At 69.6% G+C, this 23,610-nt stretch carries 27 protein-coding genes; 14 read left to right on the top strand and 13 right to left on the bottom strand.

The features are described 5' to 3' along the window. The first annotated feature begins 126 nt into the window (after positions 1–126). Positions 127–1,164, top strand: a complete 1,038-nt coding sequence (locus tag J7656_RS02530) for a succinylglutamate desuccinylase/aspartoacylase family protein (RefSeq protein ID WP_017343737.1) — start codon at positions 127–129, stop codon at positions 1,162–1,164. A gap of 25 nt (positions 1,165–1,189) precedes the next feature. Here J7656_RS02530 and J7656_RS02525 read toward each other — a convergent pair whose 3' ends face one another. The 3 genes from J7656_RS02525 to J7656_RS02515 all read right to left on the bottom strand — a co-directional run bounded on the left by J7656_RS02525 (position 1,190) and on the right by J7656_RS02515 (position 2,784). After that, a complete protein-coding gene (locus J7656_RS02525; RefSeq protein WP_017343736.1) occupies positions 1,190–1,675 on the bottom strand; it encodes a Tfx family DNA-binding protein in 486 nt (161 codons plus the stop codon). Positions 1,676–1,811: 136 nt separating this feature from the next. Further along, positions 1,812–2,291 (bottom strand): TRAM domain-containing protein, encoded by a 480-nt coding sequence (locus tag J7656_RS02520; protein ID WP_017343735.1) that lies wholly within the window; start codon positions 2,289–2,291, stop codon positions 1,812–1,814. Positions 2,292–2,436: 145 nt separating this feature from the next. Beyond that, a complete protein-coding gene (locus J7656_RS02515) occupies positions 2,437–2,784 on the bottom strand; it encodes a hypothetical protein (protein ID WP_017343734.1) in 348 nt (115 codons plus the stop codon). Between the two features lie 128 nt (positions 2,785–2,912). Between J7656_RS02515 and J7656_RS02510 the strand changes: the two genes are divergently transcribed. The 3 genes from J7656_RS02510 (at position 2,913) to J7656_RS02500 (ending at position 4,941) form a co-directional block, all read left to right on the top strand. Continuing rightward, a complete protein-coding gene (locus J7656_RS02510; protein WP_017343733.1) occupies positions 2,913–3,143 on the top strand; it encodes a hypothetical protein in 231 nt (76 codons plus the stop codon). Continuing rightward, positions 3,140–3,982 carry a beta-keto acid cleavage family enzyme gene (locus J7656_RS02505; protein WP_211553988.1) on the top strand — a complete coding sequence of 281 codons (843 nt, stop codon included), beginning with the start codon at positions 3,140–3,142 and terminating at the stop codon, positions 3,980–3,982. The genes J7656_RS02510 and J7656_RS02505 overlap by 4 nt, the downstream gene beginning before the upstream one ends. Positions 3,983–4,524: 542 nt before the next feature. Next, complete coding sequence (locus J7656_RS02500) at positions 4,525–4,941, top strand: hypothetical protein (RefSeq protein WP_211553986.1); 417 nt, start codon at positions 4,525–4,527, stop codon at positions 4,939–4,941. A gap of 745 nt (positions 4,942–5,686) precedes the next feature. Here the strand turns inward: J7656_RS02500 and J7656_RS02495 are convergent. Next, a complete protein-coding gene (locus J7656_RS02495; protein ID WP_211553984.1) occupies positions 5,687–7,594 on the bottom strand; it encodes an ATP-binding protein in 1,908 nt (635 codons plus the stop codon). Between the two features lie 132 nt (positions 7,595–7,726). Between J7656_RS02495 and J7656_RS02490 the strand changes: the two genes are divergently transcribed. After that, on the top strand, positions 7,727–7,978 hold the full coding sequence (locus J7656_RS02490; protein ID WP_017343729.1) for a DUF7987 family protein: 252 nt from the start codon (positions 7,727–7,729) through the stop codon (positions 7,976–7,978). A 233-nt stretch (positions 7,979–8,211) separates the two neighbouring features. Here the strand turns inward: J7656_RS02490 and J7656_RS02485 are convergent, their stop codons facing one another. Together J7656_RS02485 and J7656_RS02480 are read right to left on the bottom strand one after the other, a co-directional pair. Continuing rightward, on the bottom strand, positions 8,212–8,517 hold the full coding sequence (locus J7656_RS02485; protein ID WP_211553982.1) for a DUF8022 family protein: 306 nt from the start codon (positions 8,515–8,517) through the stop codon (positions 8,212–8,214). Continuing rightward, on the bottom strand, positions 8,517–10,061 hold the full coding sequence (locus tag J7656_RS02480; protein ID WP_211553980.1) for an acyl-CoA carboxylase subunit beta: 1,545 nt from the start codon (positions 10,059–10,061) through the stop codon (positions 8,517–8,519). The genes J7656_RS02485 and J7656_RS02480 overlap by 1 nt, the downstream gene beginning before the upstream one ends. Before the next feature lie 294 nt (positions 10,062–10,355). On the opposite strand from J7656_RS02480, the gene J7656_RS02475 reads away from it, so the two are divergent. The 5 genes from J7656_RS02475 to J7656_RS02455 all read left to right on the top strand — a co-directional run bounded on the left by J7656_RS02475 (position 10,356) and on the right by J7656_RS02455 (position 12,993). Continuing rightward, on the top strand, positions 10,356–10,994 hold the full coding sequence (locus tag J7656_RS02475; protein WP_017343726.1) for a 50S ribosomal protein L1: 639 nt from the start codon (positions 10,356–10,358) through the stop codon (positions 10,992–10,994). Next, positions 10,991–12,037, top strand: coding sequence for a 50S ribosomal protein L10 (locus J7656_RS02470; protein ID WP_211553978.1), 1,047 nt, complete (start codon positions 10,991–10,993; stop codon positions 12,035–12,037). The genes J7656_RS02475 and J7656_RS02470 overlap by 4 nt, the downstream gene beginning before the upstream one ends. A gap of 16 nt (positions 12,038–12,053) precedes the next feature. Continuing rightward, positions 12,054–12,401, top strand: coding sequence for a 50S ribosomal protein P1 (gene rpl12p / locus J7656_RS02465; RefSeq protein WP_017343724.1), 348 nt, complete (start codon positions 12,054–12,056; stop codon positions 12,399–12,401). A 123-nt stretch (positions 12,402–12,524) separates the two neighbouring features. Beyond that, positions 12,525–12,716: a hypothetical protein gene (locus tag J7656_RS02460; protein WP_017343723.1), complete on the top strand. Its 192-nt coding sequence runs from the start codon at positions 12,525–12,527 to the stop codon at positions 12,714–12,716. Positions 12,717–12,777: 61 nt separating this feature from the next. Next, complete coding sequence (locus tag J7656_RS02455) at positions 12,778–12,993, top strand: DUF7472 family protein (protein ID WP_017343722.1); 216 nt, start codon at positions 12,778–12,780, stop codon at positions 12,991–12,993. A 113-nt stretch (positions 12,994–13,106) separates the two neighbouring features. Here J7656_RS02455 and J7656_RS02450 read toward each other — a convergent pair whose 3' ends face one another. The 4 genes from J7656_RS02450 to J7656_RS02435 all read right to left on the bottom strand — a co-directional run bounded on the left by J7656_RS02450 (position 13,107) and on the right by J7656_RS02435 (position 16,896). Further along, entirely contained in the window at positions 13,107–14,315 is a 1,209-nt protein-coding gene (locus J7656_RS02450) for a DNA primase (RefSeq protein ID WP_211553976.1), read from the bottom strand. A gap of 142 nt (positions 14,316–14,457) precedes the next feature. After that, complete coding sequence (locus tag J7656_RS02445) at positions 14,458–15,108, bottom strand: HVO_2922 family protein (RefSeq protein ID WP_211553974.1); 651 nt, start codon at positions 15,106–15,108, stop codon at positions 14,458–14,460. Positions 15,109–15,196: 88 nt separating this feature from the next. Then, positions 15,197–15,850, bottom strand: coding sequence for a protein sorting system archaetidylserine decarboxylase (locus J7656_RS02440; protein WP_017343719.1), 654 nt, complete (start codon positions 15,848–15,850; stop codon positions 15,197–15,199). Beyond that, complete coding sequence (locus J7656_RS02435) at positions 15,847–16,896, bottom strand: AAA family ATPase (protein WP_211553973.1); 1,050 nt, start codon at positions 16,894–16,896, stop codon at positions 15,847–15,849. Before J7656_RS02435 ends, J7656_RS02440 begins: the two co-directional genes overlap by 4 nt. Before the next feature lie 386 nt (positions 16,897–17,282). Between J7656_RS02435 and J7656_RS02430 the strand changes: the two genes are divergently transcribed. The 4 genes from J7656_RS02430 (at position 17,283) to J7656_RS02415 (ending at position 21,794) form a co-directional block, all read left to right on the top strand. Further along, positions 17,283–18,542, top strand: coding sequence for an ABC transporter substrate-binding protein (locus J7656_RS02430; RefSeq protein ID WP_425490624.1), 1,260 nt, complete (start codon positions 17,283–17,285; stop codon positions 18,540–18,542). Positions 18,543–18,573: 31 nt separating this feature from the next. Continuing rightward, positions 18,574–19,599, top strand: a complete 1,026-nt coding sequence (locus J7656_RS02425) for a carbohydrate ABC transporter permease (protein ID WP_425490619.1) — start codon at positions 18,574–18,576, stop codon at positions 19,597–19,599. Then, positions 19,596–20,537: a carbohydrate ABC transporter permease gene (locus J7656_RS02420; RefSeq protein ID WP_211553970.1), complete on the top strand. Its 942-nt coding sequence runs from the start codon at positions 19,596–19,598 to the stop codon at positions 20,535–20,537. The genes J7656_RS02425 and J7656_RS02420 overlap by 4 nt, the downstream gene beginning before the upstream one ends. A gap of 111 nt (positions 20,538–20,648) precedes the next feature. Next, positions 20,649–21,794, top strand: a complete 1,146-nt coding sequence (locus J7656_RS02415) for an ABC transporter ATP-binding protein (RefSeq protein WP_211553968.1) — start codon at positions 20,649–20,651, stop codon at positions 21,792–21,794. Positions 21,795–21,845: 51 nt separating this feature from the next. Here J7656_RS02415 and J7656_RS02410 read toward each other — a convergent pair whose 3' ends face one another. The 3 genes from J7656_RS02410 to J7656_RS02400 form a co-directional block, all read right to left on the bottom strand. Further along, entirely contained in the window at positions 21,846–22,526 is a 681-nt protein-coding gene (locus J7656_RS02410; protein ID WP_211553966.1) for a hypothetical protein, read from the bottom strand. Between the two features lie 132 nt (positions 22,527–22,658). After that, positions 22,659–23,075 (bottom strand): SHOCT domain-containing protein, encoded by a 417-nt coding sequence (locus tag J7656_RS02405; RefSeq protein ID WP_211553964.1) that lies wholly within the window; start codon positions 23,073–23,075, stop codon positions 22,659–22,661. Between the two features lie 45 nt (positions 23,076–23,120). After that, on the bottom strand, positions 23,121–23,609 hold the full coding sequence (locus J7656_RS02400; protein WP_211553963.1) for a DUF192 domain-containing protein: 489 nt from the start codon (positions 23,607–23,609) through the stop codon (positions 23,121–23,123). Between the last annotated feature and the right edge of the window lies 1 nt (position 23,610).

Here is a 23,610-nt window from a genome sequence, read left to right as displayed (position 1 = left end):
CTTAGCGTCCGCGGTCGGGAGCGGCCGCGTCCGGGGGAGCGGCGGACTCCGGGGAGCGCCGCGACCGCGCCGGCCGCGTCGCGACCGACCCCCGACGTATAACTCCGAGCCGCCCGGATCCGAACCATGCACACCAGTCGGACCCTCACCCTCGCGCGGCTCCCCTCGGGCGTGCCGATCCGGACGACCGTCCACGCGTACGGCGAGGGCGAACTCGTCGACGGCGACGACGGCCCCGAACTCGACGCCCCCGAAGAGGGGCCCGTCGTGTACGCGCAGGCCGCCCAGCACGGGCGGGAGGTGAACGGAACCGCGGTTCTCAGGCGGCTCCACGAGCGACTCGTCGGTGAAACAGCCGGAGGAGAGAGCGAACCGACGGCGGCCGACCTCGACGGGACGCTCGTGACGGTCCCGGTCGCCGACCCGCTCACCTTCGATCACGTCTCGTACACGACGCCGGAGTCGCTCGACTCGCGGCAGCCGAACATGAACCGCTGCTGGCCCGGCGATCGGGAGGGCTCGCTCCACGAGCGGATGGCGGCCCGCCTCTGGGCGTTCGCGGGCGCGGCGGACGCGATCGTCGACCTCCACACCGGGTCGCCGTCGATGGCGACGCATACGGTGTACATGCGCGGCGACGACGCCTGTCGGGGGCTCGCGGAGGCGTTCGGCACGGACCTCCTACTCGCGGAGGCCGCGGGCGACGACGCGGACACGGAGTGGAACGAGCGCGGCTTCGCCGGGAAGCTCCGGGTCGCCGCCACGCGCGAGGGGATCCCGACGATCACGCCCGAACTCGCCCACAGCAAGGAGATCGTTCCGGCCGCGGTCGAGGCCGGCGTATCCGGGATGGTCGGCGCGCTGCGGCACGAGGGGCTGCTCGACGGGGAGCCCGACGCGTGGGACGGGGTCGTCGCGCGCAACCACCTCGGGCGCGTGATCGCCGACGACTCCGGGCTGTTCGTCCCGGAGTCCGACCTCGCTGTCGGCGACCGAGTCGCGGAGGGCGAACGGGTCGGTGAGGTGTTCGACCCGACGACGTTCGAGACGCTCCAGGTCGCGCGCGCCGACCGCGACGGGATCGCCTACTCGGTCGCGCGAGAGGCGACCGTCACCGCGGGCGCGACGCTGGTCGGCGTCGCGGAGCGGATCGACGGCGAGTGACGGGAGAACGGCCGAGAAACCGAGGTTACGGATGTCGAACGCGGATCTGTCCGTCGGCGGCGACCGTGACGAAGAGTCGGCTGCGGACCTCGCGGCCGCGGACCGCGTCGCCCGCGCGGTCGCCGATCGTTTTCATCAGCTCGGGCGCGGTCTGGTTCACCTTCACGCCCGCCTCGTCGCAGGCGTCGTACACGCGCTTCGGCGCGTCGTAGAGATCGGTGCCCGCCTCGATCTCCACGCGGACCGGCGCCGACAGCGCCTCGGAGAACGCGACCGTCTCGCGGGCGCGCTCAACGTTGTCGCGGGCGCTCGACTCCACGCTGGAGACGTTCGCGCGCGAGGTGCCGAGCCGGTCGGCAATGTCCGACTGCCGGAGCCCGCGCTCGCGGAGCGCCAGCACCTCCGCCTGCCGGCGGGTGAGCACGCTCTCGTCGGCGTCGAAGCCGGCCCGTTCCAGAATCGAGTCGGCGTCGACGTCGGCGGGGTCGGGTCGCCCGTCGTCTGCGGCCATGTGGTCACCGACGGGCCGGTCGCTCAAAAAACGGCGGTTTCGCGCGGCGGGCGCGAGTGAAAATATCGGGCGCGGGCCGCCCGAGAAATCGACGGCGTCCGGACTGTCCGTGGGGCGGGGCTCCCCCGGGACGCCGTCACTTGCCCCAGAAGTTCTCGCGGCTGCCGAGCCGTTCGCGGTCCGTGCGGTCGCGGCGAGTGCGCTCGTCGTCCGCGTCCTCGTCGTCCCGCTCGTCGCCGTCCGCGGCCTCGGCGTCGTCTCCCTCCTCCGCTTCCGGGTCGTCGGGGAGGCGCTCGATCACTTCCTCCGCCGTCGCGTGACTGGACTTCACGCGGTGGATCTTGACCTCGGCGCGCGCCGGCGGGAGCAGCCCGTCGACGAGGACGATGAACCCGTCGTCGGTGCGGCCGACGCCGGCACCGCTCTCGTGGATGTCGTCGACCTCGACGACGACCGCCTCGCCGGGCTGGACCGGCTGCTGTTTCAGCTCGTAGATCGGCATGTCGTAGTGGTTACACCACTCCGCGCCGCCCTTGTTGCCGTAGTGTTGACACCCCATCCCCTGAATCCGTTCGTCGAAGCTGGGGCAGTCGTCGGCGAGTGGACAGTCCGCCATACCGTAGGGGAGACCGGCCGCCGTTGTAAACGTTTTCGACTCTCAGGCCGAAATTCGTGAAAACGACCGGTTCACGCGGCTCAGCGGCGGCTGATTCGATACGGTCAGCGAGCGCGAGGACCGCGGGGGGCGGACCGAGGCGCCCTCAAAGGAACTCTCTGACCTCGGAGTACCACATGTCGTGGTGGTCGACGGCGTCGAGCGCGTCCGCGACGTCGACCGCGATGGCGTGCCAGCAGCGCTGGTCGGGGTCGTCGGCGTCGAGGTTGTACGTCGCGTCCGCGCAGTTGCACTCCCCGTCCTCGACGACGTACTCGTCCTCGTGGCCGACGACGACGGTGAAATCTCGGTAGCGCTTCACGCGGCCCTCGCCGACCGCCTCGATGGCGCGCTGCCCGCGGTCGCCGTGGGCCTCGACGATGGCCGCCGCGATCGGGCCGGTCAGCTCCCCGGCCTCGTCGATCGCCGACCGCCAGTCGTCGACCGGCTCCATGGCCACCCGTTCTCGGGCGTTCGGTTAAACAGCGTCGGTCGGATCGGGGTGGGCCGGCGCGGGCCGCGTCCGATGGAATCGGAACGCGCGACGCGTGGTTTCAAGCCGTTCCCCCGCCTCCGTCCGCTATGGACGAGACGTGCCAGCACTTGGCGTACCGCGAGGAGGGTGAGGGGAAGTCGTTCGACACGGCCCGCGCGTTCTGCACCGTGACGGAATCGTTCGTCCAGCCGATGCGCGCTGATATCTGTAACGCCCGGTACGAGTTGGACCCGGCGGCGGACTGCGAGTTCTACGTCGGTTCGGAGGCGGAGACAACGAGCGACGACGCCGACCGCGGGGACGGCGGGGCGGAATGACGTACGACGACTACCTCGACGGGAAGCCGGCGATCATCACTGCGGCGCTCACGGGCGGCGTCCACGGGAAGGAGGCGCACCCGGACCTCCCGGAGACGCCCGAAGAGATCGCGGCGGCCGCGGCCGCCTGCGAGGAGGCGGGCGCCAGCGTGCTCCACCTCCACGCCCGCCGCGACGACGGGGAGCGCGCCTTCTCGGCGGAGCGGTTTCAGGAGGTCGCCGACGCGGTCCGGGAGGCGACCGACGAGGCGGTCCTCCAGCACTCGACGGGCGGGACGGCGGCGCCGGACGCACTCCGGCACGAGCCGCTCCGGACCGACCCCGCCCCCGAGATGGCGTCGCTCGACATGGGGCCGCTCAACCGCTACGACCGGCTCACGTCGGAGAACACCCGGGAGCTGGTGTCGTCGCTCCACGCGGAGATGAAGGAGCGGGAGATCAAACCCGAACTGGAGGTGTTCAACGACGGTCATCTCAACGAGTCGTTGGAGGTTCTGGACGACTTAGAGGATCCCCCCTACCTCAACTTCCTGTTCGGCGGCGGGACCACGTCGCCGCCGCACCCGCGGAATCTGATGAATCGGGTCGAGGCGCTCCCCGAGGGCGTCGAGTTCAACGTGATCGGGTTCGGCCCGCACCAGCTCCCGCTGACGACCCAGTCGCTGCTGCTCGGCGGGCACGTCCGGGTCGGCTTAGAGGACAACCGGTACTACGAGAAGGGCGAGCTGGCGACGAACGAGGAGCTCGTGGCGCGCGCGGCGCGGATCGCCGAGGAGCTGGGGCGGCCCGTGGCGACGCCCGAGCAGACGCGGGAGCTGCTGGGATTGCGGGGTCGGTAACGGGAGTTCGCGACGCGAGCCTCGACAGCGATACGATATTTAAAAGACGCAAGCGACGGCGACGATTGCTTATAAACAAACGATGCGGTCGGCGCGTGCCTGCGAGCGGCCGCCACCGGCGGCCGCGAGACAGCACGCGCGAGGGACGCGGTGAGCGCTCGGAGAGCGCGAACCGCGAGGCTGGGGAGGTGTGAGGTGCTGTGCGGTCGCGGTCGGGTGGGACTCGAAGGGGCAGCCGGGAGGACCGCGCAGGCGACGTAAGCACTGGAAGGAGCGAGGATCGCGAGCGACTGAAGCGCGTGGTTCGAGACGCCGGAGGCGTCTCGTCATCCCGAAAATCGGAGATTTTCGGGCGACAACGAGCGTGCGCGGTCCTCCCGGCTGGGGCTTCGGCGGTCCTCGCCGTCGATCCGCCAACGGCTATTTATAAACAATTGCTTCCGCTGAGATCCTATTTTCGACTGAAACGGCCGGACGATGAGGAGTACGAATCAGTCACGTCGTAATTTCTTACTTTTTACACCTAGAAAGGCGGATTATGAATGGTCCCCGTCGACACTCGAACCCTCCTACTGGGTGAGGATCGAAAGCGAACGAGACGGTGGAGTATCGGTGCCGGAATACTCTTCCTCGCGTCGATCTCCTACTTCGCGGTGGTGAGGACAGTAGGCTTTCCTCAGATCCATTTGCTGCTATGGTGGCAGGGGTACGCCGTGCTGCTCACGATCTTCGTTGCGGTCCAAGCGTACTCTAACGGGGGGATCGGAGTGAGTTGGTTGCTCGTGTTCGCTGCGGTCGCCGGAGTCATCCTGAACTACGGTGGTATCGGACTGAGCGGAGCCAAACCTGGACTGCTGTGGCTCGTCAGATACGCCGTCGTCGGAAGCGCAGTTGCCGCGGCGATCGTGGGGACGCTCGGCTTTACCATCGGAACCGCGGTCCGACGAATTGCTGGATAGGCTCTCTGTACAGAATACTCTACGTTTGATACTTTCAGGGTTGCGCGACTGAATCGACCGCAAGACCGCGCTCGCTTCCTGATCGGTAGCGGGAGTACGTGTAGTACGTCGAGAGAGAGGCCGTTTATAAAGAGAATTGGGGCGCTTCTGTCAGCTGTTTGTTAGTTACTGACGCTACCGCGGCGAGTGCCTCCAAAGCCCCAGCCGTGAGGGCGTCGTACGCTCGCTGTCGTTCGAAAGGCGCTTCGCGCCTTTCGTGATGACGAGACGCCGAAGGCGTCTCGAACCACGCTCCTCGGTCGCTCACTCCGTTCGCTCCCTGCGGTGCTTTCGTCGCCTACGACGCCCTCACGGCTGCCCCTTTGAGTCCCGCCCCGCACAGCACCGCACAGCCTCACGCCTCCCCAGCCTCGTCAGTCGCCATCGCTTCGCTCCGGCGACTGACTCCCTCGCGGGCTGGCTCGCGGCCTCCGCTTCGCTCCGGCCGCTCGCAGGCGCGCCACCGCACCCCATTTATAAGCGCTCGTCGCCGTCGTTCGTGGTTAGTTAGATACGACATCGCGGCCGCAGATCTGCGATACCTACTCCCGAAATCGCTCGTCGCTACGTCTGTACGACCGGCGGGGGGGACGTATACCACTCACTGGAGATTTCAACGGATCCAAGTGAGCAGGTAGGCCTCAGAACCTCTCACCGCAGCACCGTCGATTATTTATAAACGACAGCGTCCAGGGAACGCCCGACCTCACTCCAGCACGATCAGCACGTCGCCCATGTCGACGCTGTCGCCCTCGCCGACGTGGACGCTCGCGACGGTGCCGCCGCGCTCGGCGACCACGTCGTTCTCCATCTTCATCGCCTCGAGGACGCAGACCACGTCGCCGGCGGCGACCTCGTCGCCCTCGTCGACGTCGACCGAGAGGATCGTCCCCTGCATCTCCGCGTCGATGGCCTCGCCGCCCTCCGCGACATCGACTCCGTCGTCGCCGCCGTCGTCGGACTTCGCCTGCGGCGGACGCTGCTGGCCGCCGCTCCCGCCGCCACCGCCGCCCTCCGGCACCGGAATCGCGGGCGCGCCGCGCTCCTCTAACTCCACGTCGAAGCGCTTGCCGTTCACCTCGACGGTGAACTCGCGCTCGGTGACCTCCTCGTCGTCGCCGTCGCCCGCGGCGGACGACTCGGTCCCCCACTTCTCCTGCGCCTCGGCGACTAACTCGCGGTCGAGATCCTCGTCGAGGTACTTCGTCGTGTGCGTCCCGTCGACGAAGCGCTCGTCGTCGAGCATGAGCCGGTGGAAGGGGACGATGGTGACGACGCCGTCGACGTCGTACTCCGCGAGCGCGCGCTTCGAGCGCGCGAGACACTCCTCGCGGTCCGGGGCCCAGACGATCAGCTTCGCGATCATCGAGTCGTAGTCGGTGACGAGCTCGTCGCCCTGCCGGAGCGCGTCGTCGACGCGGACGCCGATCCCGCCCGGCGGGTCGTACGTCTCCAGTGCCCCCTCGTTGGCGGGCTGGAACTCGTTCGCGGCGTCCTCGGCGTTGATTCGGAACTCGATCGCATGACCCTCAAGCTCCACGTCGTCCTGCGAGACGGAGAGCCCCTCGCCGCTCGCGACCCGCAGCTGTTCCTTCACGATGTCGATCCCCGTCAGCGCCTCCGTGACGGTGTGTTCGACCTGGATCCGCGTGTTCACTTCGAGGAAGTAGAACGGCGTGTCCGGGCCGAGCGGCTCGGACGGGTCGCGGTCGGGGTCCTCCTCAACGAGGAACTCGACCGTCCCGGCGTTGGTGTAGTCCGCAGCGGCGACGCCCCGGCGGGCCGCCTCGCCGATCTTCTCGCGCAGCTCGTCGGAGAGCGCGGGGGAGGGCCCCTCCTCGATCACCTTCTGGTGGCGGCGCTGGAGCGAGCAGTCGCGCTCGCCGAGGTGGACCACGTCGCTCTCGGTCACCGCGGCGTCGACGTCGCCGCTTCCGCCGTCGGACCCCGCGGCAACCGGGTCGTCGGCGACGATCTGGACCTCGACGTGGCGGGGGGTCTGGAGGTACCGTTCGAGGTACACCGAGTCGTTCGAGAAGTACGCCTCCCCCTCGCGCTTGGCAGACTCGAGCGCCTCCTCAGCCTCGTCGGCGCTCTCGACGACCTTCATCCCGCGGCCGCCGCCGCCGCCCTCGGCCTTGATCGCGACCGGGTAGCCGTGCTCGTCGCCGAAGTCGGTCACCGCCTCGACGTCGGTGACCGGCTCCGTCGTCCCGGGGACGATCGGCACGTCGGCGTCGTCCATCACGCGGCGCGCGTGGGTCTTCTCGCCGAGCCGCTCCATCGCGTCGCTGGCTGGGCCGATCCACGTGATCCCCTCTGCGGCCTCGACGCGGGCCGCGAAGTCGGCGTTCTCCGCGAGGAACCCGTACCCGGGGTGGATCGCGTCGGCGCCGGCCGAGTGCGCCGCCTCGACGACCGCCTCGCCGTCGAGATAGGAGTCGGCCGCGCGTGCGGGCCCGACGTTGTACGCCTCGTCCGCATACCGGACGTGGCCGCCGTGCTTGTCGGCGTCGCTGTAGACGGCGACGGTGTCGACGCCGAGCTCCTCACAGGCGCGCATCACCCGGACCGCGATCTCGCCGCGGTTCGCCACGAGAACCTTATCGAACATTCCTGTCGGTTCTTCCACGAACTGCTACCAAACTCTGTCGGTCCGTGCCGAGACGAGCGATCGGTCCGTGCCGAGACGGATAACCGGCCTATGCCGAGACGATTAAGGGGACCGCGGGCGCCACGATGAGGTATGCTCGACGCGGGAAACCCCTACGTGCTGCCGTCGGTGCTGGTCGGCGCCGCCGTCTACCTCGGCCTCACGGTCGCCACCGACGCGTCGCTGCCGATCCGGGTCGGTGCGCTCCTTGTCTTCGTGGCTGTCGTCCCGGTGGTCCTCAACCGACTGCTCGGCGACCGAGGCGAACCGAGTGACCCCGGCGACGGTGACGAGTCAGCCGCCGCGACTGCGAGGGAGGACGCCGGCGACGACGGGCCGCGCTGAGCGACCAAGAGAGACGTTACCACAGGTATATATGTCAGCGGACGTATCTCCGAACGCGCCCTGAGGCAGGGCCGGGTCGACGGCGCAGCGGTTCGACGCCGCGCTGTCGGGGGAATGTACGCGGCCGGACGCCCTCGCGTCCGGCAGCTCTGTTCGACGTGTCGAGTGCCCGACCAGCGACTGGTCGACACGGAGAGCGTTCGAACGAAAGACGGGAGCGACGCGACCGCGACTCAGAATCGGTCGCTGCGACCGGCCGCGGCCCACGGGTCCGTCGGCGCGTCGGCAGGGACGCGCACCCGTCGGCGGTGGAGCCGGTCGATCCGGTCGGCGAGCCCCCAGCGGTCCTCCTCGCGCCCCTCCTCCCCGTCGCTCGCGGCGGCCGCGGCGGCGAGTTCGCCGTCTCGGAGGTGCGCGGCGACCGCGGCGGCGATGGCGGCCGCCTCGTCATCGCCGGCGTCGTCCGGGATCGAGAGGCCGGCAACCGGGAGATCGCCGTCGGCGCTCTCCCCGTCGACCGCTTCGTCGTCGGCCGCCATCAGATCGGGATGTTGCCGTGCTTCTTGGCGGGCTGGTCCGAGCTCTTCCCCTTCAGCATCTTCAGGTCCTCGATCAGGCGGGCGCGGGTCTCGGTCGGCTCGATGACGTCGTCAACGAAGCCGCGGTCGGCGGCGGTGTAGGGGTTCGCGAACTCCTCGCGGTACTCGTCGATGAGCTCCTGTCTGCGCGCGTCGGGGTCGTCGGCCTCGGCCAGCTCCTCGCGGTAGAGGACGTTGACCGCGCCCTTCGGCCCCATCACCGCGATCTCCGAGGTGGGCCACGCGTAGTTGACGTCGCCGCCGATGTGTTTCGAGGACATCACGCAGTAGGCCCCGCCGTACGCCTTCCGGGTGATGACGGTCAGGAGGGGAACGGTCGCCTCCGAGAAGGCGTACAGCAGCTTCGCGCCGTGGCGGATGATCCCATTGTGTTCCTGATCCGTGCCGGGCATGAAGCCGGGCACGTCCTCGAAGGTGAGGATCGGGATGTTGAACGCGTCACAGAAGCGGACGAACCGCGCCCCCTTCTGGCTCGCCTCGATGTCGAGCGTGCCGGCGTTCACCCGGGGGTTGTTGGCGACGACGCCGATCGAGTGGCCGTCGAGGCGGGCGAAGCCGACGACGATGTTCTTCGCGAAGTTCTCGTGCACCTCGAAGAAGGAGCCCTCGTCGGCCACGCTGCCGATCACGTCCTTCATGTCGTACGGCTTCCGGGGGGCGTCCGGGACGATCTCCGCGAGCTCGTCGTCGGCGCGCTCCGGGTCGTCCCACGGCTCGACGCGCGGCGGGTCCTCCACGTTGTTCGCGGGGAGGTACGAGAGCAGCCGCGCGATGTTGTCGAGCGCCTCCTCCTCGCTCTCCTCGGCGAAGTGCGCGACGCCGGAGGTCGACGAGTGGGTGACCGCGCCGCCCAGCTCCTCGAAGCTCACCTCCTCGCCGGTGACCGTCTCGATGACGTCCGGCCCGGTGATGAACATGTGGGAGGTGTCTTTCACCATGAACGTGAAGTCCGTGATGGCGGGCGAGTACACCGCGCCGCCCGCGCACGGCCCCATGATCGCCGAGATCTGGGGGATCACGCCCGACGCTTCCGTGTTGCGCCGGAATATCTCCGCGAAGCCGCCGAGCGAGGCGACCCCTTCCTGAATCCGGGCGCCGGCGGAGTCGTTGAGGCCGACGACGGGCGCGCCCACGTCCATCGCCTTGTCCATCACCTTGCACACCTTCTCGGCGAACACCTCGCCGAGCGACCCGCCGAAGACGGTGAAGTCGTGCGCGAACACGAACGTCTTCCGGCCGTTCACCTCACCGTAGCCGGTCACCACGCCGTCGCCCGGGATCTGCTGTTCCTCCATCCCGAACGTGTGGTTGCGGTGGGTGCGGAACCGGTCGAACTCGTGGAAGGTCCCGTCGTCGAGGAAGTAGTCGATCCGCTCGCGGGCGGTCATCTTCCCCTTGTCGTGTTGCGACTGGATCCGGTCTTCGCCTCCGCCCTTGGCCGCCCGCTCGCGGCGCTCCCGAAGGTCCTCGATACGGTCGTCCATCGTCACGGCGGACCACCCTGAGTCATTACCTCGTCGGTCGGACAGCGGCGTCAAAAGGGTTCCCCTATCCGACGTTTTGGCGTTCGACGCGCGTCGAAGCCGAACCGCGGATCCGACGGCGAACAGACGGAACCGCGCTCGACGGCGCGACCGCCGCGGAGCGGCCCTGTCGCCGGTTCACACGGTGAGGGTCGGTTCGACGCTTTTAAACCTCCGATGGACCTCTCTCCGATGAGACAGGCTTCGCCTGTTTCACTGACCCGTAGGAGCGACCTGCGTACTACGGAGGTGAAAATGGCAGACACAATACAAGAGGCCGTAACCCTCGCACTCGACGATGCGCCCGAGCGGAACTTCCGCGAGACCGTGGACATCGCGATCAACCTGCGAGACCTCGACCTCAACGATCCGTCGAACCGTATCGACGAGTCCGTCGTGCTGCCGGCTGGAACGGGGCAGGAGACACAGATCGTCGTCTTCGCGGAGGGCGAAACCGCCGTCCGCGCAGAGGAGGTCGCTGACGAAGTGCTCGACAGCGACGACCTCGAAGACCTCGGAGACGACGACGACCGCGCTAAGGACCTCGCCGACGACACCGACTTCTTCGTCGCCGAGGCCAACCTGATGCAGGACATCGGTCGGTACCTCGGTACCGTCCTCGGTCCGCGCGGGAAGATGCCTACCCCACTACAGCCGGACGACGACATCGTCGAGACCGTCAACCGGATGAAGAACACGGTGCAGCTCCGGTCGCGCGACCGGCGCACGTTCCACACCCGCGTCGGCGCCGAGGACATGGGCGCCGACGCGATCTCGGACAACATCGACGTCATCATCCGGCGACTCGAAGCAGACCTCGAGAAGGGCCCGCTCAACATCGACGGGATCTACGTGAAGACCACGATGGGTCCCGCGAAGGAGGTGCCCGTATGAGCTCGGCCCGCAAGACCGAGACGATCCCGGAGTGGAAACGGGAGGAGGTCGACGAGCTCGTCGACTTCATCGACTCCTACCAGTCCGTCGGGATCGTCGGCGTGGCCGGCATCCCGAGCCGGCAGCTCCAGGCCATGCGCCGGGAGCTCCACGGCTCGGCGGCCGTCCGCATGAGCCGCAACACGCTCACGAACCGGGCGCTCGAGGAGGTCGACGACGGCGTCGAGCAGCTGACGGAGTACGTCAGCGGCCAAGTGGCGCTCGTCGGCACCAACGACAACCCGTTCGGCCTCTTCAAGCAACTCGAAGCCTCGAAGACCCCCGCCCCGATCAACGCGGGCGAGGTGGCCCCCAACGACATCGTGATCCCCGAGGGCGACACCGGCGTCGACCCGGGGCCGTTCGTCGGCGAGCTCCAGACCGTGGGCGCGTCCGCCCGCATCATGGACGGCTCGATCAAGGTGACCGAGGACTCGACCGTGCTGACGGAGGGCGAGGTCGTCGACGACGACCTCGCGAACGTCCTCGTCGAGCTCGGTATCGAGCCCAAGGAGGTCGGCCTCGACCTGCGCGCCGTCTACTCCGAGGGCGTCCTCTTCGAGCCCGACGAGCTCGAACTCGACGTCGACGAGTACGAGGCGGACATTCGGTCCGCCGCGGCCGCCGCGCGTAACCTCTCTGTCAACGCCGCGTACCCGACGGCCGCCACCGCCGGCACCCTTCTCGCGAAGGCGTCCGGCGAGGCGAAGTCCGTCGGCCTGTTCGCGGAGATCGAGAGCCCGGACGTCGTGCCCGACCTGATCGGGAAGGCCGACGCCCAGCTGCGCGCGCTCGCAGCCCAGATCGACGACGAGGAGGCGCTCCCCGAGGAGCTCCAGGGCGTCGAGGCCGCGCCGGCACCGGAGCCGGCGGCCGACGACGCCGACGAGGAGGAGGAACAGGCGGACGACAACACGGAAGACGCCGAGGAGACCGACACCGACGACGACGCCGACGACGACGGCGACGACGGCGGCGAGGGACTCGGCGCGATGTTCGGATAACACGAGGTACACACCAATGGAATACGTTTACGCTGCGCTCATCCTGAACGAGACTGGCGAAGAGATCAACGAAGACAACGTCACCGGCGTGCTCGAAGCCGCCGGCGTCGACGTCGAGGAGTCCCGCGTCAAGGCGCTCGTCGCCGCGCTGGAGGACGTCGACATCGAGGAGGCCATCGAGACGGCCGCCGCGGCCCCGGCCGCCGGCGCGTCCACCGGTGGCTCTGCGGACGCCGACGCGTCCGCCGACGAGGCGGACGACGACGACGATGACGACGACGAGGCCGAGGCCGCCGACGAGGCGGCCGACGACGACGAGGAAGAGGGCGACGGCGGCGAAGGGCTCGGCGAGCTCTTCGGCTGAGCCGGCGCGCGACTCCCCGACGCCGACCGCGTCGACCGATCACCGATTTTTCGCGACGCGCCAGTATCCGGAGTGATAACGTCGTCCGCGATTTTATATACCGATCTCGGGAACGGAGAGTCGATGAAGATCGTCGACGGCGACAAGGCGGAGTGCGACCGGTGCGGGTCCGTGTTCCCGCTCGCGGACGTCTCCCTGTTGGAGAAGGAGACCAACCGCGACTACGAGCGGGTGCTGTGCGAGGAGTGTCTGAAGATCGTCGGCGTGCCGCGAGGGTACACCCTGCGGCGGGACATCACGCACCTCGCGACGTGAGCGCCCCGCGGGCGGGACGCCCATCGAAGTCCTTTTTTAGCGGCGACGGGAAGCCGCACTCATGGAAATCGACGCGGAGCTCCGTCGGCAGATCGCGGTCTCGCTGGCGGCGGCCGCGGTGTTCATCGTCGGGCTGATCGCCATCGGGGTCACCTTCGGCGGGTCGACGGTCCTTCCGGAGGCGGGAGCGATCGCGCTCATCGCGCTGTTGGCCGGATTCGTCCTGCTGATGGCCGGGGTCGGGACGTACCTGATGCGCGCGAAAGACGAGTCGTAGTCCGCCCGGGCCGTCGCCGCTCTCTTAAATTGTCTTCCGCGTTCGGCGCGCGGCGTTCACGCTTCGTCTGCTCTGTCAGTCTTCCTCCGCCTTCTCAGTCCTCCTCCGTTCCCTCAGTCCTCCTCCGACCCGTCAGCCTCGCGTCCGTCCCGCCAGTCGGTCACGTCGTCGGCGGCGGCCACCTGCTTCTCGTAGTACGAGAGGGGGTCGGCCGCCACCTGCATGTGGTCGTCCTCGTTGTGGCAGATCCCGTAGTTCGCGAGCGTCTCGCAGGTCGGCGGCGGGTACTGGGTACCCCGGTCGTCGGTCAGGTACTCGGTCTGGTAGCGGATCCCCTCGGCGTCGAGGCTCGTGTCCGCGCAGAACGCGACGACCTCGTCGGGCGTCATGCCGATGCCGACGAGGAACGCCATCAGCGCGAACGACTCGGCCGCGGAGAGGGCGGCGTCGCGCTCCGCCTTCTCGATCAGGTTCGTCATACACGGCGGGAACAGCGCGGGAGCGACGACGTCCGGCGGCTCGGCGTACGTCCGCTCGGAGAGCAGCCGCCGGAGGTCGGCGACCCGGGACTCCAGCGCCGCGGCGATCTCCTCGTCGGCGCCTAGTTCGAAGGGGAGCCCCTCGGCGACCCGGGCCTCGACGGCGGCCTCCAGCGCCGCGAGCAGCTCCTCGCGGGAGACCCGCACCGCGCCGTCGGCGAGCGCGCGGTTGACGAGCCGCCACGAGTCGCCCCACTCGGGGGAGGTGAGCCGGAGGTACGGGCCGACGTCGATCCGGTAGCCGTCGGGGTCCCGGCCGGCGCCGCTCCCGGTCGGACCTCCTCCGGTCGCGCCGCCCCCGGCTCCGCCGCTCGTCGTCCCGCCTCCCGTGCCGCCGCGGACGCCGGCCGGCGCGGTCGCGTCCGGGCGCACGGCGTCTGCGAGGTCGAACTCCGCGAGCAGATCGTCGAGCCCGACCGTCGCGGACGACACCGACCGCAGCTCGTCGTCGGTCTCCAAGTCGCGGCGGACCCGCTCCATGGCGGTCGCCGCCTCCGCGGCCGCGTACTTCTCGATGGCGGGCTGGGAGTCGAGCAGGGAGACGAGGATCCGCGCGATGGGGTACGAGAGCAGCTCCGCCTGCGTGTCGGACGCCGACTCGCCGGGGAAATCGCCGCTCTCGGCGGCGACGGTCCCCTCAAGGAGGGCGCGTTCGACGCGCTCGCGGGCGCGCTCGACGGCCGGCGCGTCGGCCGCGACGAGCTCCGGCAGCGACACCGCGGCCTCGGCGACCGCCTCGCGGGCGCTCGCGAAGAACGGGTACTTGGCGTCGAGCGCGTCCATGTCGGCCCGAGGTAGTGAGGGCCGGCGAATAAGCGGTGCGGTCCGCGGGCGGTCGCGTCGCGGTGGCGGGGGACGCGGTCGGGTCGCGGGGGCGGAGGCCGCGGACGGGCGGACCGCCGTCGGCCCGCGACAGGACCGAGGACTACTCCTCGGGCTCCTCGACGGCCGCGCCCGGCGCGTTCGACTTGACGCTCTCGAGCCCCTGTTTCGCCTTCTGCTTGGAGGCGTACCCCTGCCCGCTGTCGGAGATGATGTTCCCGTTCTCGTGGCGGAGCCGCCAGCGGTACTCGTCCGCGTTGTCGCGGAACAGCTCGAAGGTCGCGTCGCTGCCTCCCTCCTCGGGCGGCTCCTCGTCGCGCGAGACGTCGACGACGTGCGCGCCCGGCGCGTTCCGCTGGACGCTCTCGATCCCCGAGCGGGCGTCGCGCTTGTCGGCGTACCCCTCGCCGCCGTCGGCGACGATGTTGCCGTTGTCGTGGCGGAGCCGCCAGCGGTACTCGTCCGCGCTGTCGGCGTACAGCTCGAACGTCGCCTTGCTCGCGCTCGCGTCCTCGTCGACCGCGGCCGCCTCGTCGGGCCACTCCATCTCGACCTCGAAGTGGACGGTCCCGTCCGCGCGCTCCAGCTCGACCTCGACGTCGCCGGTCGCGGCGGGCTCTACCGTCACCGTTCCCCCCTCGTCGACCGGCACCGGCTCCCCCCGTCCGAGCGCTCGGGCGATCCGCCGAAGGTACGTGGCTAACCCCTGTCGGCTCCGCGACCGCCTCGACTCGTGGATGGTGTCGTCGGACATGCGCGAGAAGCGTCACCGCCGCGAAACAAAAGTGTACGCCCGAACACGGGCGTCTCGCGTGCCAGCCCGGTTGTTCGGCGTCCGACGGTCACGCCGCGGGGTCGGCCGCGTCCGGCCGCTCCGCGATGATCGTCTCGCCCGCGCGCACGCTGTCCCCCTCGGCGACCAGCAGGTCCTCGCGGCTCACGGCCGCGGGCAACACCACGTCGGCGCGGGAGCCGAACGAGACGTGGCCGACGCGGTCGCCGCGCTCGACGCGGTCGCCGGCCTCGACCGACGGGTGGATCCGCCGGGCGAACCAGCCCGCGATGACGAGCAGCTCGTACTCGCCGCAGTCGATCGCCACCTGCTCGTTGCGGTCCGACTCCTTGTCGAACGCCGGGCGGTTCGCGCCGGGGCGGTGGCGGACCTCGCGGACCTCGCCCGCGAGCGGCGCGCGGTTGACGTGGACGTCGGTGACGTTCATGAACACCCCCACGCGGAGCCGCGAGCCCTCCTCGCGGACCACGGAGACGGTGCCGTCGGCCGGAGAGACGACCGCCTCCTCGCCCGTCGGCGGGTCGCGCTCGGGGTCGCGGTGGAACCAGAGGACCCCGACCGCGAGCGCGACGAGCGCGGCGCCGACCGGCGGGACGAACGGCAGCGCGACGGCGCCCGCGAGCGCCGGGACGAGCGCGAGGTCCCACGCGGCGTCGACCACCGGGAACGGGAGGAGCCGCGAGAGCGGCGGCGCGCGGCTCACGGCGCCACCTCCGCGTCCCGCAGCTCGGGCGAGAGCTCGGTTCGGCCCGCCGCCCACGCCGCGAGCAGGTGGACGAGGTGGGTCGTGTCGTCGAGCCCGTCGGACATGTCGAGGTCGGCCTCGCCCGCGAGCGCGTGGAGCCGCGCGAGGTCGTCGCCGCCGTACTCGGAGCCGGCGCGGGCGACCCGGAGCGTCTCGCGGAGCAGCTCCCCCCCGTCGTACCCCTCGTCGAGGAGGTCGTCGAGCGTCGAGCGGGCGTCCTTCAGGTCGCCGCTCCGGGCGTCGGCGAGCGCCTCGCGGAGCGCGTCGTCGTCGCCCACCTCGCCCAGCGTCTCGTAGGCGGTCGACATGGTGACCTCGCCGCCCTCGACCGCGGTCGCCTGCGCCGAGAGGATCGCCTCGCGGAGGTCGCCGCCGGCCGCGCTGGCGACGAACTCCAGCCCGTCGCCGTCGTAGTCGACGCCCTCGCGGTCGCAGATCGTTTCGAGGACGTCGATCGTCTCGTCGGTGGTCGGGGAGCGCACGCGGACCGGGAAGCAGCGCGACCGGATCGGCGCGATGAGCTTCGAGGGCTGGCGGGTCGCGATCACGAACTGGGTGGTCCGGTGGTGCTTCTCCATCACGCGGCGCAGCGCCTGCTGGAAGTCCTCGCGGATCGCCTCCGCGTTGTCCAAGAGGATCGTCTTGTACTCGCCGGACATCGGCGCGTACGACGCGGACTCCTTCAACACGCGGTTGATCATGTCGCGTTTCGCCATCGAACTCCGGCCGGCGAGGAACCCCTCGAACCGCGGGTCGGTCCGGATATCCTTTTTCGTCCGGCCGAAGAAGTCGGCGACGTTGATCTCGATCAGGTCGGCGTCCGGGTCGGCGTGCGACGCGTCGGCGAGCGCCCGCGCCGCCGCGGTCTTTCCGACGCCCGGCGGCCCCTGGACGACGAGGTTCATCGGCTCGTCGACGGCCCGGCGCAGCCGGTCGCGGGCCTCGTCCTGCCGGATCTCGTCGAGGTCGGGCGCGTGCGTGTCTATCCACAGCGGTCCGTCCATGCCGTGTGGGTCCGGTCCGGGCGCTCAAGAATCGGTCGGTCGGCGCGCCGAGACGGCGAGCCCGCCTCGGTACCGGAGGGAAACGCACGTCTCGAACCGGCTCCGTCGACGGGTGATTTCGTTACGATCGCCCCCCTTCGAGTCGTTCAGAAGTGGTGCGTCGACGACAGTCCGATACCCGGGATTACTTCCGCAAAATAGGTTAGAGACGTTTTTCGACTCGTTCCTCCGCCGTGAGTTTTTAATAGTATTTTGAGTAAATGAACATCAATCGTTAAGTATGGGCCAGTCAAAGCTGTGGACACATGTCACGTGACAACAGTGCCGATTCGGAGAGCGGACTCACCCGTCGCCACTACGTGGCCGGCGCCGGGAGCCTCGCAACCGTGGGGATCGCCGGCTGTTCCGGCGGTGGCGACGGTGGCGACGGCGGAGACGGCAGCGACGGCGGCGACGGCGGCGACGGCGGCAGCGGAGATCCGGTCGAAGCGCTACACGGCTGGACCGGCGGCGACGGCGCCGCGGCGGCCGAAGCGTTAGAGGAGGCGTTCAACGAGGCGCATCCCGACACCGGCCTCAACATGAACGCCATCGGCGGCGGCGGCAACCAGAACCTCGACGCCGTGGTCGCGAACCGCCTCCAGAGCGACGACCCGCCGGGGTCGTTCGCCGGGTGGCCCGGTCCGAACCTCCAGCGCTACGAGGGCGTCCTCGGCAGCGTCGACGACGTCTGGGAGGAGAACGGCTTCGAGGACGCGATGGTCGACGAGGCCGTCGAACTCCACCAGCAGGGCGGTAGCTACCGCGCCGTCCCGCTCGGCTCTCACCGACTGAACTGCCTGTTCTACAACGTCTCCGTCGTCGAGGACGCCGGGATCGACGTCGACTCGCTGAACAGTCCCTCGGCGCTCATCGACGCCTTCGACACGGTCGCCAGCGAGACGGACGCGGTTCCGATGACCCACGCGATGTCCGGCACCTGGACCACGACCCAGCTGTGGGGCGCCGTGATGCTCGGCGAGAACGGCTACCAGCCGTACATGGACTTCCTCGCCGGCGACGGCGACGAGGAGGCCGTTCGCACCGCGTTCGAGACGACCGCGGAGATGCTGGAGAACTACATCAGCGACGACGCGGCCTCGCTCAACCTGACCTCGTCGAACACGAACATCATCAACGGCGACGCCGCCTTCATCCACCAGGGTAACTGGGCGGCGGGCGCCTTCCGGAACGCCGAGGACTTCGAGTACGAGGACGACTGGGGCTTCAAGACGTTCCCCGGCACGGAGGGGATGTACACGCTCCACTTCGACTCGTTCATCTACCCGGCGAACAACCCGACGCCCGAGGCCTCGAAGACCTGGGAGGCGTTCGTCGGCAGCCCCGAAGCGCAGATCGCCTTCAACCAGTACAAGGGCTCGATCCCGACCCGCACCGACGTGAGCATGGAGGAGTTCGGTCCGTACCTCCAGGAGACGGCCGAGGACTTCGCCAACGCGGAGTACCGGCCGCCGAACCTCCAGCACGGGCTCGGCGTCCCCTCCGAGACGATGACGGCGCTCAACGAGGTCATCTCCTCGGAGTTCACCGGCCCGTACAACGTCGACGCGGCGACGACGGGCTTCCTGGACGCGGTGTCGAACTGAGCACGATCAGATGCTCGATTTTTATCGTCGATTGCACCGAACGATCAGGCCCTCCTCGGGGGACGACGCGGACGAGGTCCGCGCCGACGGGGGCGTCGTGAGCGACGGCCCCGCCGCCGACCAGCCGACGGAGCCGGACCGGGACGCGACGACGCGCCTCAAGGCGGCCCTGGACCGGCGGTTCGGGAGCGACTTCATGGAGTCGTCGGTGTTCTGGCTCCCGCCGTTCCTGCTGATGGGCCTGTTCGTCTACGGTGCGGTCATCTGGAACCTCCTCATCTCGCTGACCGACTACGAGCGCTTCGAGAACGCCCCGGACTACTCGGACCTCGACTTCGAGATGTACACCCGGGCGCTCGCGGACTCCGGGTTCATCGACGCCGCGGTCAACACGCTCATCCTTCTGGTCCTGTTCACGGCGGGAACGCTCGTCGTGGGCCTCCTCTTGGCGATCCTGATCGACAGGGGGATCCGGTTCGAGAACTCGTTCCGGACGATCTACCTCCTGCCGATGAGCCTCTCGTTCGTGGTCACCGCCCAGTTCTGGCTGTGGATATACAACTACAACAACGGGATCGCCAACAGCGTCATCGGGACGTTCGGCCTCGGGCCGGTGAGCTGGCTCGGCAATCAGGACATCGTCCTCTACGCGATCATCTTCGCGTTGATGTGGCAGTTCTCGGGGTACGCGATGGTCGTGTACCTCGCCGGCCTGCGCGCGATTCCGCGGGAGCACTACGAGGCCGCCAAGGTCGACGGCGCGTCGACACTGAAGATGTACTGGCGCGTGATCATTCCCCAGCTGAAGGGCGCGACCATCAGCGCGGCCGTCGTGCTGATGGTGTTCGGCATGAAGGCGTTCGACTTCCTCTACTCGCTCGTGGGGGGGTACCGACCGCCGAACGGCGCCGACATCCTCGCGACGAAGATGGTGCGCGAGGCGTACGCGAACCTCAACTGGGCGTACGGGTCGGCGATCGCGATCGTCCTGTTCGCGATGGCGCTCGGCGTCATCGGCCCGTACCTCGTCTACGAGTACCGGAGGGATAACCTATGAGCGACACAGAACCTCGAACCGACGGCGGCGCGACGACGATAGCCCGGATGCGCCGAAACCTCGACCGGATGACGGCCGAGGACGCCGGCCTGTACGTCGTCCTGATCTTCGCGGCGGTGTTCTACCTCGTTCCGATCGAGTCCGGGCTGGTGACGTCGTTCAAGACCGGAACCGCGATCATCGAGACGGCGCCGTTCGCCCCGCCGGGACCGTCCGGATTCACCTTCGAGAAGTGGCAGACGGCGATCGACGCGCTGCTTCGCGGGATGGGGAACAGCCTGCTGTACGCCGTGCCCGCGACGGTCATCTCGGCGGTCGTCGGGAGCGTCACGGCGTACGGGCTGACGATCCCGACCTGGAAGAAGTCGTACAAGGCGGTGGTGCTAATGTTGATCATCGCCGGGATCTTCATCCCGTATCAGGCCGTGCTGGTGCCGCTGACCCAGTTCTGGTCGCAGTGGGCCCAGCTCGATCAGGTGTTGTCGTTCGTCTGGGCGCTCGGCGTCTCGAACGACTACGCCGGCATCGTCGAGCTGGTGATCACCCACGTCGCCTACGGGATCCCGATCTGTACGCTCCTGTTCCGGACGTACTACAAGACGATGAGCGACGAGATGATCGAGTCGGCCCGCCTCGACGGGGCGACGCTCCGCCGGGTGTACCGCCGGATCGTCCTCCCGCTGTCGGGACCGATGTTCGCGGTCGTCCTCATCTATCAGTTCACCCAGATCTGGAACGACCTCCTGTTCACGCTGGTGCTCGTCTCGACGGAGTCGAGCCCCGCGGCGCCCGTCGTGTTGATCCTCGCGGGCCTCGGGACCTCGCTGGAGGGGCAGGACTTCGCGCTCCGGATGGCCGGGGCGTTCTTCGCGGCGCTGCCGACGCTGGCGGTGTACATCTTCTTCGGCGAGGAGTTCGCCGAGGGGGTGGCGGCGTGACCCGGACGCCGACATCGGCCGGCGGCGGCCGTCGCCCGGGACGGCGGCGGCCGGACTGCGAGACGGCGCGGCGCGCGAACGACCACACGACACCGACCACAACACAAAGACATGGCAACGCTTGAACTCGACTCGATAACGAAGACGTTCCAGGACGGAGACGAGGAGATCGTCGCGGTCGACGACGTCTCGATGTCGATCGACGACGGCGAGTTCCTCGTCGTCGTCGGTCCGTCCGGCTGCGGGAAGTCCACGACGCTCCGGATGGTCGCGGGCTTGGAGACGATCACCGCCGGCACGCTCAGCATCGACGACCGCGTCGTCAACGACGTGAAATCGCAGGACCGAGACATCGCGATGGTGTTCCAGTCGTACGCGCTCTACCCGCACATGAGCGTCCGACAGAACATGTCGTTCGGGCTCGAGGAGTCGACGGACCTCCCGGACGACGAGATCAACCGGATGGTCTCGGAGACGGGCGAGATGCTCGGCATCTCGGACCTGCTCGACCGGAAGCCGAGCGACCTCTCCGGCGGCCAACAGCAGCGCGTCGCCCTCGGCCGCGCCATCGTGCGCGACCCCGAGGTGTTCCTGATGGACGAGCCGCTCTCGAACCTCGACGCGAAGCTCCGCGCGGAGATGCGCACCGAGCTCCAGCGGCTCCAGAACGACCTCGGCGTGACGACGGTGTACGTCACCCACGACCAGACGGAGGCGATGACGATGGGCGACCGGATCGCCATCCTCGACGGCGGCGAGCTCCAGCAGGTCGCGACGCCGCTGGAGTGTTACCACGAGCCGTCGAACCAGTTCGTCGCGAGCTTCCTCGGCGAGCCGTCGATGAACTTCTTCGACGTGACGCTGGAGGGCGACCGCCTCGTCGGCGACGCCTTCGACTACCCGATCCGCGAGGACGTCCGGGCGGACCTCGGCGACGCGACCGACCTCGTCCTCGGGATCCGCCCCGAGGCCGTCGAGCTCGTCGACGAGGCCGGCGACCACGAGTTCGAGACCACCGTCGACGTCGTCGAGCCGATGGGCGACGAGAACACGGTGTACCTCCACTTCGACCCGGACGCCGACCCCGAGACCGCGTCGGCGCTCGTCGCGACGATCGACGGGTTCAACCGGGTTAGCGAGGGCGACACGGTGACCGCGCGGATCCCGGAGGACGCGATCCACCTCTTCGACCGGAGCACGGGCGAGGCGCTCCACAACCGGTCGATGGAGGACGCGGCGGACCAGGTCGACCTCTGACCGGCGCCGCGCGTCGTCGCGGTTTTTTCGAAGCGTCTCGCCCGGACCGACTCACCAGTACTTGGTCCGGTCGACGCCGTCGGCGAGCAGCGCCGCGGCGGCGACGTGCGCGTACGCGCCCCACGCGAGCGCGAGCAGCGCCGCGACGCTCCGCGTGGCCGTCGCCGCGAGCGCGGTCCACGCGACGACGACGAGGACCGTCGCGCCGACCCACGCGAGGAAGTACGAGCTGGAGGCGGTCCCGGCGAGCGCCTCCCGCCGGAGGCCGGCGCGGAGCCCCTCGCGGACGCTCACGGCGGCGGCCGACGGGAAGAGGTACGCGCAGACGACCGTGACGAGCAGCGCGACGGTCGAGAGCGTCGCGAGCCCCACGCCGCTCAGCGCGCTCGGGACCCGCCCGGCCGCGACGACGTAGCCGACGCCGGCGACGGTGACGACCGCCGGGGAGAGGTAGACGGCGGCGGCGCCGGAGAGCCGCCCGGCGAGCCGCGCCGTCGCGCGCGTCGCGACGGCCGGGAACCCCTCGCCCGCGAGCACGCCGCCAACGAGGCCGAGGAACGCGGCGAGCGGGCCGACGGCGAGCAGGAGCGGCGCCACGAGCGCCCAGTCGGGCCAGAGGCCGGCCGCGATCCGGAGCAGCGCGCCGGCGAGCAACAGCGCCGCGAGACACGTCGCGGTGCCGTCCAGCCGCGTCCGGTCGGCGAACGGGTAGCGGAGCGCCTCGAGGAACATCTCACGCGCCCCGCGGCGGCCCGGCGGTCCCGCGCGTCCGCCGGCTGTCGGTCGGTTCGAACACGTTCGACCGCGTCGCCGCCGGCCCGCAAAACGGTGTCGGTCGCGCCCGCGGCGCGAGGCGCGGGTCGGTCACTCTCGGAGCCGCTCCATCTCGCGTCGGACCCCCGCGCGGACGCGGTCGGCGACGTCGCCGTCGGCCGAGTCGGCGACCGTCTCGGCGTCTTCGGTCTCCAGCAGGCGGTCGAGCCTGCGCTCGAACTCCGTCTCGTCGATCTCGCCGCGCGCGTACCGCTCGCGGAGGGCGTCGAGCGCGGGGTCGCCGGTCGCGTCCTCGCGCTCGTCGGGGTCGTCGTCCGGGACGGGCTTCGTCAGGGTGTGGAGGACGGGGAGGAGGATGCCGAGGCCGAAGAACCACGCGAGCGGGAGGGTCCACCAGAGGCCGGTGAGGAGCGGGGCGGCGACGCCGGCGCCGACGACGCAGAGCGCGAACACCCGCCGCCAGCGGTGGCGGAGGTTCCACGCGACCCGGCCGGGGAGTCCGGTCATGGTCGGGCCGACGCCTGCGAGGCCCAAAGCGGTTTCGTCGGCGGGTCACTCCTCGTCGAGGCCCTCGATCACCAGCCGGTCGCCCGGCTCGACGCCGTGGCGCTCGCTCCACCCTCGCGGGGCTTCGAGGACGTACCGCCCGGTTCCCTCGTAGCGCGTGAACGGTCGCGACTCCGGTTCCGCCTCGTGGATCCGGGTGACCGTCCCGTTCGCGTCCGCGAAGACGATGTCGATGGGGAACGCCATGTCGCGCATCACGTAGGCGCGCTCGGCGCTCTCGCCGTGGACGAACAGCATCCCCTCCCCGTCGTCGAGCGCTTCGGTCGCGGAGAGGCCGACGTACTGCTTCACGAACCCGTCGGCGACCCGTGCTTCGACGGTCGCGAGCGTCTCGCCCGTCTCGCCGTCGACGGCCTCGACCGTGGTCGTGTCGTAGCCGGTGATGAGGAGGGCCGGGTTCGTCGCGGCGACGGCGGCTCCGAGGAGGCCGACGAGCGCGAGCGCGGCCGCGACCCCGACGAGGCGGCGGTTCACG

The organism is Halorubrum ruber, from assembly GCF_018228765.1.
Taxonomy (GTDB): domain Archaea; phylum Halobacteriota; class Halobacteria; order Halobacteriales; family Haloferacaceae; genus Halorubrum; species Halorubrum ruber.
The sequence above is the reverse complement of the archived record's forward strand: the minus strand, read 5'-3'. Positions and strand labels throughout refer to the sequence as shown.

Bases quoted from the DNA above. Each gene is read 5' to 3' on its own strand.
- J7656_RS02420 (WP_211553970.1), top strand. From the start codon at position 19,596: ATGAGCGACACAGAACCTCGAACCGACGGCGGCGCGACGACGATAGCC.
- J7656_RS02510 (WP_017343733.1), top strand. From the start codon at position 2,913: ATGGACGAGACGTGCCAGCACTTGGCGTACCGCGAGGAGGGTGAGGGG.
- rpl12p (WP_017343724.1), top strand. From the start codon at position 12,054: ATGGAATACGTTTACGCTGCGCTCATCCTGAACGAGACTGGCGAAGAG.
- J7656_RS02435 (WP_211553973.1), bottom strand. From the start codon at position 16,896: ATGGACGGACCGCTGTGGATAGACACGCACGCGCCCGACCTCGACGAG.
- J7656_RS02470 (WP_211553978.1), top strand. From the start codon at position 10,991: ATGAGCTCGGCCCGCAAGACCGAGACGATCCCGGAGTGGAAACGGGAG.
- J7656_RS02520 (WP_017343735.1), bottom strand. From the start codon at position 2,291: ATGGCGGACTGTCCACTCGCCGACGACTGCCCCAGCTTCGACGAACGG.
- J7656_RS02405 (WP_211553964.1), bottom strand. From the start codon at position 23,075: ATGACCGGACTCCCCGGCCGGGTCGCGTGGAACCTCCGCCACCGCTGG.
- J7656_RS02500 (WP_211553986.1), top strand. From the start codon at position 4,525: ATGGTCCCCGTCGACACTCGAACCCTCCTACTGGGTGAGGATCGAAAG.
- J7656_RS02525 (WP_017343736.1), bottom strand. From the start codon at position 1,675: ATGGCCGCAGACGACGGGCGACCCGACCCCGCCGACGTCGACGCCGAC.
- J7656_RS02495 (WP_211553984.1), bottom strand. From the start codon at position 7,594: ATGTTCGATAAGGTTCTCGTGGCGAACCGCGGCGAGATCGCGGTCCGG.
- J7656_RS02410 (WP_211553966.1), bottom strand. From the start codon at position 22,526: ATGTTCCTCGAGGCGCTCCGCTACCCGTTCGCCGACCGGACGCGGCTG.
- J7656_RS02450 (WP_211553976.1), bottom strand. From the start codon at position 14,315: ATGGACGCGCTCGACGCCAAGTACCCGTTCTTCGCGAGCGCCCGCGAG.
- J7656_RS02475 (WP_017343726.1), top strand. From the start codon at position 10,356: ATGGCAGACACAATACAAGAGGCCGTAACCCTCGCACTCGACGATGCG.
- J7656_RS02530 (WP_017343737.1), top strand. From the start codon at position 127: ATGCACACCAGTCGGACCCTCACCCTCGCGCGGCTCCCCTCGGGCGTG.
- J7656_RS02505 (WP_211553988.1), top strand. From the start codon at position 3,140: ATGACGTACGACGACTACCTCGACGGGAAGCCGGCGATCATCACTGCG.
- J7656_RS02455 (WP_017343722.1), top strand. From the start codon at position 12,778: ATGGAAATCGACGCGGAGCTCCGTCGGCAGATCGCGGTCTCGCTGGCG.
- J7656_RS02445 (WP_211553974.1), bottom strand. From the start codon at position 15,108: ATGTCCGACGACACCATCCACGAGTCGAGGCGGTCGCGGAGCCGACAG.
- J7656_RS02485 (WP_211553982.1), bottom strand. From the start codon at position 8,517: ATGGCGGCCGACGACGAAGCGGTCGACGGGGAGAGCGCCGACGGCGAT.
- J7656_RS02480 (WP_211553980.1), bottom strand. From the start codon at position 10,061: ATGGACGACCGTATCGAGGACCTTCGGGAGCGCCGCGAGCGGGCGGCC.
- J7656_RS02415 (WP_211553968.1), top strand. From the start codon at position 20,649: ATGGCAACGCTTGAACTCGACTCGATAACGAAGACGTTCCAGGACGGA.
- J7656_RS02515 (WP_017343734.1), bottom strand. From the start codon at position 2,784: ATGGAGCCGGTCGACGACTGGCGGTCGGCGATCGACGAGGCCGGGGAG.
- J7656_RS02460 (WP_017343723.1), top strand. From the start codon at position 12,525: ATGAAGATCGTCGACGGCGACAAGGCGGAGTGCGACCGGTGCGGGTCC.
- J7656_RS02490 (WP_017343729.1), top strand. From the start codon at position 7,727: ATGCTCGACGCGGGAAACCCCTACGTGCTGCCGTCGGTGCTGGTCGGC.